We start from the raw sequence: 15,006 nt of genomic DNA, 5'->3' as shown, positions 1-15,006 counted from the left end.
AATGAAAGAATTTATACAAACACTTAAAAATATATGGAGCCTAAAGGAATTAAGAGATAAAATTCTCTTTACGTTAGGTATTATCCTTGTGTATAGATTCGCATCTTATATCTCGCTTCCTGCAATTAACCTTGCAGAGGTGGGAGATCTCTTAGAGCATTATAAAAATCAAGGCGGTAACAAGCAAGGAGCAGGTCTCCTTGGCTTGCTTTCGTCGTTTACGGGGGGAGCTTTCAGCCACGCTTCCGTAATGGCGTTGGGTATCATGCCTTATATTTCTGCTTCTATTATTGTTCAGTTGATGGGAATGGCTATTCCTTATCTTCAGAAGCTTCAGAAAGATGGAGAGTCAGGTAGAAATACATTGAACCAAATTACAAGATGGTTAACAATTGGAGTTTGTCTGGTACAGGCACCTTCTTATTTAACTTCTATTACTCAATTATTCTTACCGTATGCTCAGTTCCAATCTGCATATTTTGTAGAGCCAAATTCTATCATGTTCTGGTTGCCAAGTATTGTAATCTTGGTTGCTGGTTCAGTATTCGCAATGTGGTTAGGTGAAAAGATTACCGACAAAGGAATCGGAAATGGTATTTCCATCCTTATTATGGTTGGGATTCTTTCAAGATTACCTGAAGCATTCGTACAGGAGATGGCCGTGCAGAACGGAAAAGGAGGAATGGGATCTATCATGATCCTTATCGAAGTATTATTCTGGATGGTGGTTGTTCTTTTAGCCGTGATTTTATCTGTGGCTGTTAGAAAAATTCCAATTCAGTATGTAAGCAGAGCTCAAGCAAGAGGAGGTGTAAACAAAAATCTTATGCAGGGCGCAAGACAATGGATTCCGTTGAAAGTAAATGCTGCTGGTGTAATGCCGATTATCTTTGCTCAGGCATTGATGTTCGTACCAGGATTATTAACAAAATTCGATGAGTCTAACACTTTTCTTGCAGGTTTCAAGAATGTTTTTAGCTGGCAATACAATGTATTGTTTGCGCTATTAATTATTATCTTCTCGTTTTTCTATACTGCAATTACAATTCCGGTGAACCAGATGGCTGATGATTTGAAGAGAAATGGAGGTTTAGTACCGAAAGTAAGACCAGGGAAAGAGACAGCAGATTACTTAGATGATATTTTATCAAAAATTACCTTGCCAGGTGCAATTTTTTTATCTATCTTTGCAGTCCTTCCAGCAATTGTGCATGGAAGCTTTGTTCAGACAGATGCGTTTGCCCTATTTTTCGGGGGAACGTCACTATTAATTATGGTAGGTGTAATTTTAGATACCGTTCAACAGATTAATACATATCTGCTGAATCATCATTATGATGGCTTAATGCAGTCTAAACTGTCTAGAACGACTGGATATTAATTTATGGCAAAACAAAAACATATTGAACAAGACGGCGTTATAACGGAAGCACTTTCGAACGCTCAGTTCCGTGTAGAACTTGAAAATGGGCATATTCTTATCGCTCATATTTCAGGGAAAATGCGAATGCACTATATTAAACTTTTACCTGGTGATAAGGTAAAACTAGAAATGTCTCCCTATGATTTAACGAAAGGGAGGATCACATTTAGATATTAAAACAATTAGCCAAATGGAATACACTTTCCATTTGGCATTTGTAAAAAATAAATACTATCAAAATGAAAGTAAGAGCATCAATTAAAAAAAGAAGCGCTGATTGCAAAATCGTACGCAGAAAAGGTGTACTATTCGTAATCAACAAGAAGAACCCAAAATTTAAACAAAGACAAGGCTAACATTAAATTATGGCGAGAATTGCAGGTATTGATTTACCAAAAAACAAAAGAGGTGTTATCGGTTTAACTTACATCTATGGAGTCGGAAGAAATACTTCTTCTGAAATCCTTAAAGCTGCCGGTATCAGCGAAGACAAGAAAGTCAACGAATGGAATGACGATGAATTGGCTGCAATCAGAACATATATCTCCGAAAACGTTAAAGTAGAAGGAGAATTAAGATCTGAAGTGCAATTGAACATCAAGAGATTGATGGACATAGGATGCCAACGAGGAATACGTCACAGACTAGGACTACCTTTAAGAGGCCAGAGAACGAAAAACAACTCTAGAACCCGTAAAGGAAAGAGAAAAACAGTTGCTAACAAGAAAAAGGCAAGTAAATAATCGTTAGGAATTATGGCAAAACAAAGTAAAGTAGTTAAAAAAAGAAAAGTAAAAGTTGAAGCTATTGGTGAAGCACATATTCAAGCTTCTTTCAATAACATCATCATTTCTTTAACAAATAAAAGTGGAGAGGTTATCTCTTGGGCATCTGCCGGTAAAATGGGATTCAGAGGTTCTAAAAAGAACACTCCTTTTGCTGCTCAAATGGCAGCTGAAAATTGCTCTGCTGTAGCTCATGAAGCTGGATTAAGAAGAGTAAAGGTGTTTGTGAAAGGTCCTGGTGCAGGTAGAGAATCTGCTATCAGAACTATTCACAATTCAGGAATTGAAGTTAGCGAAATCATTGATGTGACTCCAATGCCACACAATGGATGTAGACCACCAAAAAGAAGAAGAGTTTAATTTTTAGAATTTACCCATTATGGCAAGATATATTGGACCTAAAACTAAGATTGCTAGAAAGTTTGGTGCTGCAATCTACGGAGATGATAAAAACTTCGAAAAAAGAAAAAACCAACCGCCAGGACAACACGGTCCTAATAAAAGAAGAGGTGCTAAAAAATCAGAATATGCAGTTCAGTTAGCTGAAAAACAAAAAGCTAAATATACTTACGGTATTTTAGAAAGACAGTTTGCTAACTTATTTGAAAAAGCACACAGAAGCAAAGGAGTAACAGGTGAAGTTCTATTACAGCTTTGTGAATCAAGATTGGATAATGTAGTGTACAGATTAGGTTTTGCTAAAACTAGATCTGGTGCAAGACAATTAGTTTCTCACAGACACATCACTGTGAACGGAGAAATTCTTAATATCCCTTCTTACTTGGTAAAAGCTGGTGATGTAATCACTGTAAGAGAAAAGTCTAAGTCTCTTGAAGTTGTTACCAATTCATTGGCTTCTAAGTCAAACTATGAGTGGTTACAATTCAACGATGAGAAGAAAGAAGGTACTTTCATTTCTGCTCCTGAAAGAATCCAAATTCCGGAGGATATCAAGGAGAACCTTATCGTGGAACTTTACTCTAAATAATTTTTTAATCAAATTTTTGCTCAACCCAATAATATGGCAATTTTACAATTCATAAAACCCGATAAAGTAATTTTACTTAACTCTGATGAATTTAAAGGTCAATTCGAATTCAGACCTTTAGAACCAGGTTTCGGGCTTACAATCGGTAATGCTTTGAGAAGAGTGTTGCTTTCTTCTCTGGAAGGATACGCTATTTCATCTATCAAAATAGAAGGTGTAGAGCACGAATTTTCAACTATTCCAGGAGTAATCGAAGATGTTACCGAAATTATTCTTAACCTTAAGCAGGTAAGATTAAAAGCTGCAGCAGAAGGCCAGGCTAACGAGCAGGTTATTGCTAAAGTTTCAGGTCAGACGGTTATTACTGCTGGTGATTTAGGAAAGTCTATCAACGGATTTGAGGTTTTAAACCCAGATTTAGTGATTTGCAACCTAAACAGTGATGTAACTTTCGAAATTACTTTCAATATTGAAAAAGGTAGAGGGTATGTGCCTTCTGAACAAAATAAGTCAAACAATGCTCCTGTAGGAACTATTGCTATCGACTCTATTTTTACGCCGATCAAGAAAGTACAATATAGCATTGAAAATTATCGTGTAGAGCAAAAAACAGACTACGAAAAACTTGTATTAGATATAGAAACTGATGGGTCTATCAGCCCTCAGAATGCTTTAACAGAAGCTTCTAAGATATTAATTTATCACTTCATGTTATTCTCTGATGAGAGAATAACCCTTGAAACTGAAGCCGTAAAAGCATCTATCCAATATGACGAAGAAACTCTTCACACAAGACAACTTCTTAAGTCTAAATTAGCAGATATGGATCTTTCTGTAAGAGCCCTTAACTGTCTAAAAGCAGCTGAAGTAGAAACTCTTGGAGAATTGGTTTCTTATAGTAAGTCTGATTTGATGAAATTCAGAAATTTTGGTAAAAAATCTTTGACAGAACTAGAAGAATTAGTGCATTCAAAAGGTCTTAACTTCGGTTTCGACGTTGCAAAATATAAGTTAGACGCTGATAAATAATTAATAATGAGACACGGTAAAAAATTCAATCACTTAGGAAGAACAGCTTCTCACAGAAGTGCTTTACTTTCTAATATGGCTTGTTCTCTAATTGAGCATAAAAGAATCAACACTACTGTAGCTAAAGCTAAGGCTTTAAGAGTATATGTTGAGCCTCTATTAACAAAAGCAAAAGAAGATACTACACATAACAGAAGAGTAGTATTCTCTTACCTTCAAAATAAATTTGCGGTTGCTGAATTATTCAGAACTGTAGCTCCTAAAATCGCTGAAAGAAACGGTGGTTATACAAGAATCATTAAGACAGGTTTCAGACCAGGTGATGCTGCTGATATGGCTCTTATCGAATTAGTAGATTTCAACGAGCTTTACAACCCTAATGCTGAAGAGAAAAAAGCTACAAGAAGAAGCAGAAGATCTACGCCAGCTAAAGCAGCAGTTGTTGCTGATGCTCCAGCAGTAGAAGAAAAAGTAGAAGAAGCTAAAGCTGATACTACTGAAGAAAAAACTGAAGAATAATATTCATTCAGATATATAAAAAAACCATCCGGACTCCGGATGGTTTTTTTATTTCCTTTAATGTAATTACAAAATAAAAAATGTCCCTCAATATTGAAGGACATTTTATTTTAGATCTTTGTTCTTTTCAATTGAATAATATTATTACCCTGTTCAAGATGAAGACTATCTCCTTTTACCCTTGCGGTCATATCATCTTTCTTGTAAACCGTTTCATCACCTTTGGATTCTGTCTTAGGTAATGTAAAAGTTTTCTTGTTGCTGGTAATGGCTACTGTACTTTCTTTCGGATCATTTTTGAATACTACTTTCACCAATGTTCCGTCTGTAGCTTTATAAACAAAATCTGTTTTTTCAATTTTCTTTCCGTTTACATCTACCGTTGAAGAACTTTGTGTTACCGAATCTATTTTTCCGTTGTTGTCTGTAACTACAGTTTCCGAGCTGTCTGTTTTGATAACGCTTTTGTTTCCGCTTTCACTTTTTTTACAGCTGATTACAGTTAATGTAAGTACAGCACCTAGTACTAAAAGACTTTTTTTCATGATTATATTATTTGATAGTTACGATGATTTTTATTATTTAAATTTTACAAAAATCATGCCTGACAATATGAGGAATTTCTGTTGATTTTGAAATATAATTCTCTTCTTTTTCTCTTTCTATAACGTGATTTTCCAACTGATAATTTTAAGAATGAAGATGGGGCTTTTCTTATAAGTAAATATTCATTCAGCATCCAATCCAAATAAATGATTTTTTTTTTTGGATTAAAATCTGGTTTTCAAACATTAGGTTATCATTTGTTTATTGTTTGTTTTATTATGTTGGTATTAATTTAAATTAATGTTGGTTTTGGAATGAAAAATTGATTAAATTTAGTAAAACTAAAAAGACTAAACCACCACGATCAACTCAAATGTCAATATTACCCAAAGGTGTAATTGTTTTCAATTTGTTTTCTGTTGAAATTTGCTACAAACAAAATAAGTCATGAGCATTTCCATCGCCATAGTAGAAGACGAAAAAAACTACAACAATGCGTTGAAGAAAGTTATCAATTACCAACAGGATATGAAAGTAATTGCTCAGTTCTTTGACGGCAATGATGCCATGCAAAATCTTCCCGCTATTTCCCCGGATGTTGTAATGATGGATATCCAGTTACAGGATATGCTCGGAATAGAAATCATAGAAAAGCTGCGAAAAGAGATGCCCGATACACAATTTATTATGTGTACCAGCTTTGATGATGAAGAAAAGATCTTTAACTCTTTAAAAGCTGGTGCGATGGGTTATCTTGTAAAAGGAGAAAGTATGGATAAAATCCTTTCTTCTATCCGGGATGTATACCAGGGCGGGGCTCCTATGAGTTTTTCCATTGCCCGAAAAGTACTCAAACATTTTGAAAGAAAGCTTCCGGAAATTAAAGGTTTCGATGAACTTACAGAGCGTGAAAAGGAAATTCTTGAACTTCTTTCAGAAGGACTCCTTTACAAAGAAATTGCAGATCAAAAATGCATCAGCATTGATACGGTAAAAAAACACGTCGGAAATATCTACAGAAAACTTCACGTCAACAATAAAGTGGAGGCTATTAATAAATTTAACCAATCAAAAAACTAAGAAACAATGGAAAAAGAACTGTACGATTTTAAATGTGCCCTGGAAGCAACCATCGTTGCGATGCAAAAGGAAGGAACTATTAAAGACTTCTATGAAATGAAGGAGTTTACAGAGCGTGAACAATGGATAAAGGATTATATTACAAAGAATGGTGTGAAATTTTTTGTGACACATCCTATAGGTGATGATGAATTTAGAGTAAACAGTGGAGTATTTCAGCAAAGAGTTCCTAACCTTGCACAGGAGCTATATATAAACTTCCGCTTATTTGAAACCCTTGTTAGAAACCATTTGAATGATGGCTATACAATAATGAAGATCTCGTTTAGAGAAATTACTGATAGTACGGTTAGTGAATTTTCGAGAATGATGCCCGAAGAAAATCAATTGTTGTTGAAAAGTATGAAAGAATATTTATACGCAACTCTTTCCTTCCACACTGAACCAGAGACAATACCCGCCAAGCATTATTTTGTCTTTAACCTGGATACCTATTATGAGTTTAACGTTAATCAATTTGGAAACTTTAATGGAACAAGTTTAGGCAGAACTCTTATTAATGCATCAAGTGATGCTTATGTGGCAAACTGTATACGTTATGATTTGATTCTCGTAAAACAATATATTGACAGAATACATATGTATTTGGAGGGCTGTCTTAAAAAAAATGTGGATAGGCTTGATTTTATACCATGTATTGGCAAAAAAATAACAGTGAAGGATGGAAGTTTAAAAGAGTCAATATATCTTGCAACAATGCCTTCAGATAATAATAAACAATTACTTAGCGCAGAGTTTCCATATTATGATCAGGGAAGTTTAGAGCCATAAGATGCTTATTACAATTTACTATATAATTTCTTTTATTGTTTTAATAAAAGGCAGCATAGTTTTGAGAGGAAGAAAATTATCCTCTCAAGACTATTTTTTGTTGTATTTAATTGTCAATTTTGCTGTAGATTTCTTTTCAGAAATTAATCTTATTTCAACTAAATCAATTCAGTATAATTATCTGAATCTTTTCAATAGTTTTTATTTTATCATCTTTTATTTCCGGCATATTAAAAACAAGAAGGCAGTTGTTCTATTATCTACAATTGTATTAATAGTAATAATATTGAATATTGAACTTTTTTATGTTGATAAATATAATTTGAATCTTGCGATTATGTATTGTGTTATCAATATACTGCAGGTATTGTATTGGTGCAGTTATAAATTAAACAATATTAATAAATCGAAAATTACAGACGATCCTATCTTTTGGGTTTCAACATCGATACTTTTATGGAGCTGTTTTTTTCTTTTCAGAATTATTCCCATGTATCTGCTGAATGAAATTGACAAACCATTCCTAAAACTGCTGAAACAAATATTAAATATAATCAATATTGTATGTGGTGGTCTATTTTATATTGCCTTACATAAATATAACTCAATGGAAAAAAAATGAAGTCTTTACCTTCAGAAATAAAACTTATTTTTTTAATCGCATTACTTTTAGTGGTGCTTTTGGTTGCTTTTACAATTTTTGTTGTATTAATGTACAATAGAAAGCAGCTTCTATATCTGAAAGAACAACAGCTCAAAGAAGCCGAACATCAGAATCAGCTCCTTCAGAAAGAGCTTGAAAAACAAAAAGTTCTTGAGCAGGAACGTGAACGTATTTCCCACGATATGCATGATGACCTGGGAGCAGGAATTTCTGCATTGAAACTTCAGGCAGAATTTCTAAAGCAGAAATCAGAAGATGATGATCTGCAGAGCGATATTGATGAACTTCTGAAAACTTCAGAAGAAATGAATATTTCCATGCGGGAAATGCTCTGGAGTCTGAACTCAGGAAATGATACGCTAGGCAGTTTCATCGATTATGCGATATCATATACCGGAAATTTTCTAAAGAAAACAAAAATAGTGGTGTACTCAGAATGTGAAGATATCACTGCCGAAACTCCCATTTCCACCGAAATGAGACGTAATCTTTTTCTCTGTTTAAAAGAAGCTGTGAATAATGTATACAAACACAGCCATGCAGATACATTGAAACTTTCATTTTCACAGGAAAAAAATAACTTTTCTATGAAAATATCAGATAACGGAATCGGTATTCCGGATGAGCAACCAAAGGGAAATGGCCTCAGAAATATGAAAAGAAGAATGAATGAACTGTCCGGTGAATGTCATATTGTATCTGAAAACTCTGCAACCTGCCTGATTTTTAAAATAACAGTATAAAAATTACCCCTTTGTGTAATTGACTGGTGTGGTTTTTAGAAGGAAATTTGATATATAAAACTAAAAGCCATGAAAACTCTTATTAATGACAGTATTGGAGATTTGGAAGCTGCTTTAAAAAACAACAGCGATCTTCAGGAGAAGTTCAGAACAAATCCTATAGAAGCTATTAAAAATGTAGAAATAAAGAACCCGAAAGAGACAGACTATTGGATCTACAGAATTATCGTAATTATGCTTGGGCTGGCAGTAATTACCATTATAGCAGGACTTATTCTTATTGCTTACTGGAATGATGGAGAAAGTAAGAATAATCAGCTTGTAACAATCTTTGCAACTATTTCATCAGGAGCTATTGGAGCTTTGGCTGGCCTTTTATCTCCTACACCGAGAAAATAAATTACTTAAAAAACTATATCATGAAAGCACAAGAAAAAAACAAAATCAAAAAAAGCATTAATGAAAGACTTGATCTATTAAAAGGGAATGAAATATTTAATGATAAAAAAGTAACAAAGATCAAGTATGAGACAGATTTTTACGAATGTCTCGATAATGATAATAATGTAGGGATTTGTGTTTCCGTAATTTCACAAGACTTAATTGTAACAAATGCAGTTTATTTGAATAATACCAATGAAATTGAGGTTATAGATTGCCCAACCAGAATAGGAGCAAGCAATGCTTTAAAAGGAAATCGGATTTTTATATATTCAGTTGCGTCATCTATAAAGGACAATACAGCTTATGCTCTTAATGTAACTTTGAAAACTGGAAATGTAAGCAAATTATTTTCAGCTTCAATGATTTTGAATAAGGGTGAAACAGGTGAAATAATTCAACAAATAAATTTTATTTAAAATGAAAACCAGGATTTCTCAACTTATAATATGCATTTTTTCCATATGCAGTTTGTATGCGCAAGATACACTTTCTGTAAATGTAGACCTACTTAAAGCTCCGGCTTCTCCTGCTTCTAACTTATTAGGAATTGCAAGCAGCGAGATTAATAAACCTACGGATGTTGCAAATCTAATGCTAAATTTACAGGATTTTACCTCTCTATTTAATAATCAAGCGGGATTTGCCTTGGATTTTTCACCGTATTGGTTATTTGGAAGTAAGACAAAAAGCTTAGACAATATTATTAATGATACTAAACCTTTAAATGTTTTAAATCAGACTCTTGTTTTTTCTGTAGCTGTTAAAAATACAGACAGTAGTTCAAGCAAACTTCCGGTCAATTCAGTATTTACTTCATTTGGATTTAAGTTTTCTCTTTTCAGAGGTGATGTTTCTGAGAAAACAAAAAGAAATTATTTGTTGATTAAAGAAATACAGGGACAAATGATAGACGATTTAAGAACCAGAAATAACTCTGTGATTAGAGACCAGGAAATACAAAAACTTGAAAAACAGTTAGAAATAATGTATAAAAAGGGAAGTAAAGGAACGCCTGAGTATACAGAACTAGAAGAAAGATTGAATAAACTAAAGATTGAAAACCTTACAGTGGGCGACAATGATGTAATAGTCAATCATGAAGAAAATATTAAAAAGCTAGTAACAGATCTATCTTTTACAAGGACTGGTTTCCTTTGGGACTTCGCGGGGGGAACAAGTATTCAGTTTAAAGAAAAACAATTTGATAATTCAAGAGTTTACAATGCAGGTTTATGGACCGTTTTAGGATATGCAACTGAAAAAGCAGGAACACCTCTTTTCCTTTTGCGTTATATGTATAATCCTAAAAATGATTGGATGACTGTGGATGACTTTAAACCACAAGGTAACTTCTCAACATTTGATGCGGGCATGAAATATGAGTATTCACCAAAGGATTCAAAATTTACAGGTAGTTTTGAGGGGCTTTACAGAAGTTTTATTTCAGGCTCCGATTTGAAGCCTACCTGGAAATGCGTTTTGAATTTAGATTATGCAATATTTCCTAACCAGCACTTGACATTATCTCTAGGCAAAGATTTTGACAATAGTTTCATTAAAAAAGGTAATGTTATTGCTGGGCTGTCTTTCTTTAGTGGTATCGGTACAAAACGAAAAGTTAAGTAATAGTGATTTTTGTAACTCCAGTATTTTATTATATCTGGAGTTTTTTTATCATTATTTCCCCATTTTAAATCTCCAGCTCTTCACAAAGAAATTGTGGAATTATCATAATATAAATTAACTAAAATTTAACTTGGATTTATCTCAAAAAAATCCCTCGAAATACCCCTAAAAGTTAAATTTTGATTAAATTTGTCTAAACTAAAAAAAATAAAAAATGAGTGCAATTTCTTATATAGAAGCAAGACAGATTTTAGATTCCAGAGGTAACCCTACCATCGAAGTAGACGTATTTACAGAAAGCGGGGCAATGGGCCGTGCTGCTGTACCTTCAGGAGCGTCTACAGGAGAACACGAAGCGGTAGAATTACGCGACGGTGGTTCAGAATATCAGGGGAAAGGAGTTCTGAAAGCTGTTGAAAATGTAAAAGAAGTAATTGCAGAGAATTTAGTTGGACAGCCGGTTTTTGAACAAAACTATATCGATCAGATTATGATTGATCTTGACGGAACGGCTAACAAAGGAAATCTTGGTGCTAATGCTATTCTTGGTGTTTCTTTAGCCGTAGCAAGAGCTGCAGCTGCAGAATTGGGAATGCCACTTTATAAATATGTAGGAGGAGTGAATGCAAACACACTTCCTGTTCCAATGATGAATGTAATTAATGGTGGATCTCACTCAGATGCTCCTATCGCATTCCAGGAATTTATGGTTATGCCGGTAAAAGCAGATTCTTTCTCTCATGCGTTGAGAAAAGGAACTGAGATTTTCCACAATCTTAAATCTATTCTTCATTCAAGAGGTTTATCTACTGCGGTAGGTGACGAAGGTGGTTTTGCTCCTACTTTCAAAGGAACTGAAGATGCTTTGGATACCTTACTTCAAGCGATCGAAAAAGCAGGATACAAGCCTGGTGATGACATCATGTTGGCATTAGACTGTGCTGCTTCAGAATTTTACAAAGACGGAGTTTATGATTACAGAAAATTCCAGACTCCAGATGCTGCTCAGTTTTCAAGCAGCGAGCAGGTTTCTTACCTTGCTGAATTGGCTGCTAAATATCCAATTATTTCTATCGAAGACGGTATGCAGGAAAATGACTGGGAAGGTTGGAAAATGTTAACTGATAAAATTGGTGACAGAGTACAGTTGGTAGGGGATGATTTGTTCGTGACTAACGTAGACAGATTATCAAGAGGAGTAAAAGAAAACATTGCAAACTCTATCCTTGTAAAAGTAAACCAAATTGGTTCCCTTTCTGAAACAATGGCAGCAGTACAAATGGCTCAGAATAACAAATTCACTTCAGTAATGTCTCACAGATCAGGAGAAACTGAAGATTCTACCATCGCTGATTTAGCGGTAGCAATGAACTGCGGACAGATCAAAACAGGGTCAGCTTCAAGATCAGACAGAATGGCAAAATACAACCAGTTGTTGAGAATTGAAGAAGCTCTTGGTGAGACAGCAATTTTCCCAGGTTTAGAAGCATTTAAAATAAAAAGATAATTGAATTTATAAATAACGGCAAGCGATATTTTTTGTTTGCCGTATTTTATGGAAAGTAGTATATTTAAAAAAAAATAAATAATGTCAGACAACAAAGTAATATTGAATTACGACGGTAATTCATATGAATATCCTATCGTGGATAGTACTATCGGAGACAGAGGGATTGATATTTCGAAATTAAGAGACCAGACAGGTTTGATCACTCTGGATTTAGGTTACAAAAATACAGGAGCTACTATTAGCGATATCACTTACTTAGATGGAGATCAGGGAGAATTACTCTACAGAGGTTATCCAATCGAGCAGATTGCTGAAAAATCTAACTTCACTGAAGTAATGTATCTTTTATTACATGGAGAATTACCTACTCAGGATCAGTTCAGTTCATTCGACAATAATATTAAAAAATATAACTTCATCGCAGACGAAATGAAAAAAATCATTGATGTTTTTCCTCGTTCTGCTCACCCTATGGGAGTTTTATCTTCTATGACATCTGCATTGACAGCTTTCAACCCGAAAGCAGTGAATGTAAACTCTAAAGAAGAAATGGATCATGCTGCTGAGCTGATGATCGCTAAGTTCTCTCACCTTTGTGCTTGGACTTACAGAAAAACTCAAGGTTTACCATTAAACCACGGAGATAACAACCTAAGCTACGTAGAAAACTTCTACAAAATGGCATTCAGATTACCAAACGCTGATTTCGAAATGGATCCGGTAGTTGTAAATGCTTTAGATAAATTATTAATCCTTCACGCAGACCACGAACAAAACTGTTCTACTTCTACAGTAAGAATGGTAGGTTCTGCTCACACAGGTCTTTTCGCTTCTATCTCTGCTGGAGTGTCTGCACTTTGGGGACCACTTCACGGTGGTGCAAACCAGGCTGTAATCGAAATGCTTGAGCTTATCGAGAAAGATGGTGGTGATGTATCTAAATATGTTGCTAAAGCGAAAGATAAAAATGATAGCTTCCGTCTAATGGGATTCGGACACAGAGTTTACAAAAACTTCGACCCAAGAGCGAAAATTATCAAGAAAGCTGCTGATGATATCCTTAAATCATTAGGAATCCAGGATAAAGCCCTTGACATTGCAATGCAGTTAGAAAGAGTAGCTCTTGAAGATGAATACTTCATCGAAAGAAAACTATATCCAAACGTAGACTTCTATTCAGGTATCATCTACAGAGCATTAGGAATTCCTACAGAAATGTTTACAGTAATGTTTGCATTAGGAAGACTTCCAGGATGGATTTCTCAGTGGAAAGAAATGAGAATGAAAGGAGACCCAATCGGAAGACCAAGACAGGTTTACCAAGGTGCTCAGGAAAGAAACTACATCGATATTGCAAGCAGATAATATTTGCTTTTATCATAATAAAAAATCCCAAAGCTTGCTTTGGGATTTTTTATTTTTAGAACCTATCCAGTAATGACTAAAGCTGTAATAAGATTGTCCTCCATTCTGAAATAAAAGTTCAGGAGTGATTTCAGTTATTGCTGCATTGGGAAAATGGAACGATGATCATGAAGAACTTCTAAGGACACTGATCCTGAAAATTTTGGAAAACAGATCTCAAACCGAGATAGAATAAGCTTCATTATTAAATTTTGATATTTTGCAGAATCGAATATAATAATTTGATTAAATTTACTACTGTAAAAAATTAATACCCAATGACTTTCGGAGAACAGATGTTATTTTTCTTCAGTGCAGTAGGAGCATTCAACGGGCTTCTGCTTGGCATTTATCTGCTGTTTGTTAAAAAACTGAAATACCCTCCGGATTTTTTCCTTGGAATTCTTCTCTTAATGCTAAGCTCAAGAGTAGCGATTTCTGTATGTTTTTATTTTTATCCTGATTTACCCAGAATTATTGCGCATTTAGGACTGTCAGCCTTATTTTTTGCAGGACCAGCCTTATATTATTATGTGAAATCTTCCTTCCAGCAGGATCAGTTTGATTGGAAGAACTGTCAGAAATGGTTCGGGATACTAACCCTTATTTTAGGAGTTGTTGGTGTATTATATCTGGTGTTTCCTATTACTTGGGATAACTATTTTGCTACGTTTATCTATGGCGTTTGGACTGTATTCATATTCCTTACCGTCTATCAGTATTATATTTTGCTTAAGCAGAACGATAAAAATCCAAACAACTTTGTACTTCCGATTCTGGCCAGCAATGTGATTATATTTTTGAGCTATCAGCTGCTTTCGACAGGCTGGGTACAAATCTATTGCGCAGGAGGAAGCCTTGTGTTTTCGTTCGTACTGTATGCCAACTTTTTGATTTTATTTAATAAAAAATATCAGCAGCTTCCGATAAAAGAAACCGAAAAATATTCCAATAAAAAGATTTCCGAAGAACAGGCTGATAATTTTGTATCAAGATTGGAAAGACTGATGGATACAGAAGAGCTCTATAAAAATCCAAATCTAAAATTGAGTGATCTTGCCACAAGGATGAACATGCCCTCTCATCAGCTTTCCCAGCTGCTGAATGATAATTTGGGTAAAAGTTTTGCCACTTGTATCAATGAATACAGGATCAATGAAGCCTGTGAGAAAATTGAAAATGGTTCTTATCTGAAAATTGAAGAGATTGGGTATGAAGTAGGATTCAATTCTAAATCAACTTTCTTTTCAACATTCAAAAAAATAAAAAATACAACACCTCTTTTGTATAAACAGACTCAAACGCTCACAGAGCCTAGGTTTCAGAGTTCAAATTTATAATTCAGTACTGCGGAATTTCAATTTCAAAACCACTTTTTTAGAACAAGCCGATACTTTTGATGTCATAAAATTTA

General features: G+C 34.5%; 18 protein-coding genes. 17 read left to right on the top strand and 1 reads right to left on the bottom strand.

Going from position 1 to position 15,006, the window contains the following annotated elements; genetic code table 11:
- Position 1 precedes the first annotated feature (1 nt).
- The 8 genes from secY (at position 2) to rplQ (ending at position 4,744) form a co-directional block, all read left to right on the top strand.
- Positions 2 to 1,381 carry a preprotein translocase subunit SecY gene (gene secY, locus GFU89_RS11255; RefSeq protein ID WP_047376580.1) on the top strand — a complete coding sequence of 460 codons (1,380 nt, stop codon included), beginning with the start codon at positions 2 to 4 and terminating at the stop codon, positions 1,379 to 1,381.
- Positions 1,382 to 1,384: 3 nt separating this feature from the next.
- On the top strand, positions 1,385 to 1,600 hold the full coding sequence (infA, locus tag GFU89_RS11250; protein ID WP_034684855.1) for a translation initiation factor IF-1: 216 nt from the start codon (positions 1,385 to 1,387) through the stop codon (positions 1,598 to 1,600).
- Between the two features lie 62 nt (positions 1,601 to 1,662).
- Complete coding sequence (rpmJ, locus tag GFU89_RS11245; protein WP_007839480.1) at positions 1,663 to 1,779, top strand: 50S ribosomal protein L36; 117 nt, start codon at positions 1,663 to 1,665, stop codon at positions 1,777 to 1,779.
- Between the two features lie 9 nt (positions 1,780 to 1,788).
- Complete coding sequence (gene rpsM, locus GFU89_RS11240) at positions 1,789 to 2,166, top strand: 30S ribosomal protein S13 (protein WP_034738759.1); 378 nt, start codon at positions 1,789 to 1,791, stop codon at positions 2,164 to 2,166.
- Between the two features lie 12 nt (positions 2,167 to 2,178).
- Positions 2,179 to 2,568, top strand: coding sequence for a 30S ribosomal protein S11 (gene rpsK, locus GFU89_RS11235; RefSeq protein WP_318847228.1), 390 nt, complete (start codon positions 2,179 to 2,181; stop codon positions 2,566 to 2,568).
- A 19-nt stretch (positions 2,569 to 2,587) separates the two neighbouring features.
- A complete protein-coding gene (rpsD, locus tag GFU89_RS11230) occupies positions 2,588 to 3,196 on the top strand; it encodes a 30S ribosomal protein S4 (RefSeq protein ID WP_103231545.1) in 609 nt (202 codons plus the stop codon).
- 33 nt (positions 3,197 to 3,229) lie between these two features.
- A complete protein-coding gene (locus GFU89_RS11225; RefSeq protein WP_255813661.1) occupies positions 3,230 to 4,225 on the top strand; it encodes a DNA-directed RNA polymerase subunit alpha in 996 nt (331 codons plus the stop codon).
- A 6-nt stretch (positions 4,226 to 4,231) separates the two neighbouring features.
- Complete coding sequence (gene rplQ, locus GFU89_RS11220; protein ID WP_318847227.1) at positions 4,232 to 4,744, top strand: 50S ribosomal protein L17; 513 nt, start codon at positions 4,232 to 4,234, stop codon at positions 4,742 to 4,744.
- Positions 4,745 to 4,854: 110 nt separating this feature from the next.
- On the opposite strand, the gene GFU89_RS11215 is transcribed toward rplQ, so the two are convergent.
- Entirely contained in the window at positions 4,855 to 5,289 is a 435-nt protein-coding gene (locus tag GFU89_RS11215; RefSeq protein ID WP_318847226.1) for a hypothetical protein, read from the bottom strand.
- 448 nt (positions 5,290 to 5,737) lie between these two features.
- Here GFU89_RS11215 and GFU89_RS11210 point away from each other — a divergent pair, with 448 nt between their 5' ends.
- From GFU89_RS11210 to GFU89_RS11170, 9 genes are all read left to right on the top strand, one after another.
- A complete protein-coding gene (locus GFU89_RS11210) occupies positions 5,738 to 6,370 on the top strand; it encodes a response regulator transcription factor (protein ID WP_318847225.1) in 633 nt (210 codons plus the stop codon).
- Positions 6,371 to 6,376: 6 nt separating this feature from the next.
- A complete protein-coding gene (locus tag GFU89_RS11205) occupies positions 6,377 to 7,201 on the top strand; it encodes a hypothetical protein (protein WP_318847224.1) in 825 nt (274 codons plus the stop codon).
- 618 nt (positions 7,202 to 7,819) lie between these two features.
- On the top strand, positions 7,820 to 8,608 hold the full coding sequence (locus GFU89_RS11200) for a sensor histidine kinase (RefSeq protein WP_318847223.1): 789 nt from the start codon (positions 7,820 to 7,822) through the stop codon (positions 8,606 to 8,608).
- Between the two features lie 69 nt (positions 8,609 to 8,677).
- A complete protein-coding gene (locus GFU89_RS11195; RefSeq protein ID WP_318847222.1) occupies positions 8,678 to 9,007 on the top strand; it encodes a hypothetical protein in 330 nt (109 codons plus the stop codon).
- Positions 9,008 to 9,027: 20 nt separating this feature from the next.
- Entirely contained in the window at positions 9,028 to 9,468 is a 441-nt protein-coding gene (locus tag GFU89_RS11190) for a hypothetical protein (RefSeq protein ID WP_318847221.1), read from the top strand.
- Between the two features lies 1 nt (position 9,469).
- The gene (locus GFU89_RS11185) at positions 9,470 to 10,678 is read left to right on the top strand and encodes a hypothetical protein (RefSeq protein WP_318847220.1); all 1,209 of its coding nucleotides are present in this window, start codon (positions 9,470 to 9,472) and stop codon (positions 10,676 to 10,678) included.
- Between the two features lie 214 nt (positions 10,679 to 10,892).
- The gene (gene eno / locus GFU89_RS11180) at positions 10,893 to 12,185 is read left to right on the top strand and encodes a phosphopyruvate hydratase (protein ID WP_318847219.1); all 1,293 of its coding nucleotides are present in this window, start codon (positions 10,893 to 10,895) and stop codon (positions 12,183 to 12,185) included.
- Between the two features lie 81 nt (positions 12,186 to 12,266).
- Positions 12,267 to 13,553 (top strand): citrate synthase, encoded by a 1,287-nt coding sequence (locus tag GFU89_RS11175; protein ID WP_318847218.1) that lies wholly within the window; start codon positions 12,267 to 12,269, stop codon positions 13,551 to 13,553.
- Between the two features lie 317 nt (positions 13,554 to 13,870).
- Positions 13,871 to 14,932, top strand: coding sequence for a helix-turn-helix domain-containing protein (locus GFU89_RS11170; protein ID WP_318847217.1), 1,062 nt, complete (start codon positions 13,871 to 13,873; stop codon positions 14,930 to 14,932).
- Positions 14,933 to 15,006: the final 74 nt, after the last annotated feature.

Source organism: Chryseobacterium sp. JV558, from assembly GCF_033712365.1.
Classification (GTDB): Bacteria; Bacteroidota; Bacteroidia; order Flavobacteriales; family Weeksellaceae; genus Chryseobacterium.
This window is presented reverse-complemented; position numbering and strand designations above follow the sequence as displayed.

Excerpts from the sequence above, each read along its gene's own strand:
- secY (WP_047376580.1), top strand. The coding sequence starts at position 2 with ATGAAAGAATTTATACAAACACTTAAAAATATATGGAGCCTAAAGGAA.
- infA (WP_034684855.1), top strand. The coding sequence starts at position 1,385 with ATGGCAAAACAAAAACATATTGAACAAGACGGCGTTATAACGGAAGCA.
- rpmJ (WP_007839480.1), top strand. The coding sequence starts at position 1,663 with ATGAAAGTAAGAGCATCAATTAAAAAAAGAAGCGCTGATTGCAAAATC.
- rpsM (WP_034738759.1), top strand. The coding sequence starts at position 1,789 with ATGGCGAGAATTGCAGGTATTGATTTACCAAAAAACAAAAGAGGTGTT.
- rpsK (WP_318847228.1), top strand. The coding sequence starts at position 2,179 with ATGGCAAAACAAAGTAAAGTAGTTAAAAAAAGAAAAGTAAAAGTTGAA.
- rpsD (WP_103231545.1), top strand. The coding sequence starts at position 2,588 with ATGGCAAGATATATTGGACCTAAAACTAAGATTGCTAGAAAGTTTGGT.
- GFU89_RS11225 (WP_255813661.1), top strand. The coding sequence starts at position 3,230 with ATGGCAATTTTACAATTCATAAAACCCGATAAAGTAATTTTACTTAAC.
- rplQ (WP_318847227.1), top strand. The coding sequence starts at position 4,232 with ATGAGACACGGTAAAAAATTCAATCACTTAGGAAGAACAGCTTCTCAC.
- GFU89_RS11215 (WP_318847226.1), bottom strand. The coding sequence starts at position 5,289 with ATGAAAAAAAGTCTTTTAGTACTAGGTGCTGTACTTACATTAACTGTA.
- GFU89_RS11210 (WP_318847225.1), top strand. The coding sequence starts at position 5,738 with ATGAGCATTTCCATCGCCATAGTAGAAGACGAAAAAAACTACAACAAT.
- GFU89_RS11205 (WP_318847224.1), top strand. The coding sequence starts at position 6,377 with ATGGAAAAAGAACTGTACGATTTTAAATGTGCCCTGGAAGCAACCATC.
- GFU89_RS11200 (WP_318847223.1), top strand. The coding sequence starts at position 7,820 with ATGAAGTCTTTACCTTCAGAAATAAAACTTATTTTTTTAATCGCATTA.
- GFU89_RS11195 (WP_318847222.1), top strand. The coding sequence starts at position 8,678 with ATGAAAACTCTTATTAATGACAGTATTGGAGATTTGGAAGCTGCTTTA.
- GFU89_RS11190 (WP_318847221.1), top strand. The coding sequence starts at position 9,028 with ATGAAAGCACAAGAAAAAAACAAAATCAAAAAAAGCATTAATGAAAGA.
- GFU89_RS11185 (WP_318847220.1), top strand. The coding sequence starts at position 9,470 with ATGAAAACCAGGATTTCTCAACTTATAATATGCATTTTTTCCATATGC.
- eno (WP_318847219.1), top strand. The coding sequence starts at position 10,893 with ATGAGTGCAATTTCTTATATAGAAGCAAGACAGATTTTAGATTCCAGA.
- GFU89_RS11175 (WP_318847218.1), top strand. The coding sequence starts at position 12,267 with ATGTCAGACAACAAAGTAATATTGAATTACGACGGTAATTCATATGAA.
- GFU89_RS11170 (WP_318847217.1), top strand. The coding sequence starts at position 13,871 with ATGACTTTCGGAGAACAGATGTTATTTTTCTTCAGTGCAGTAGGAGCA.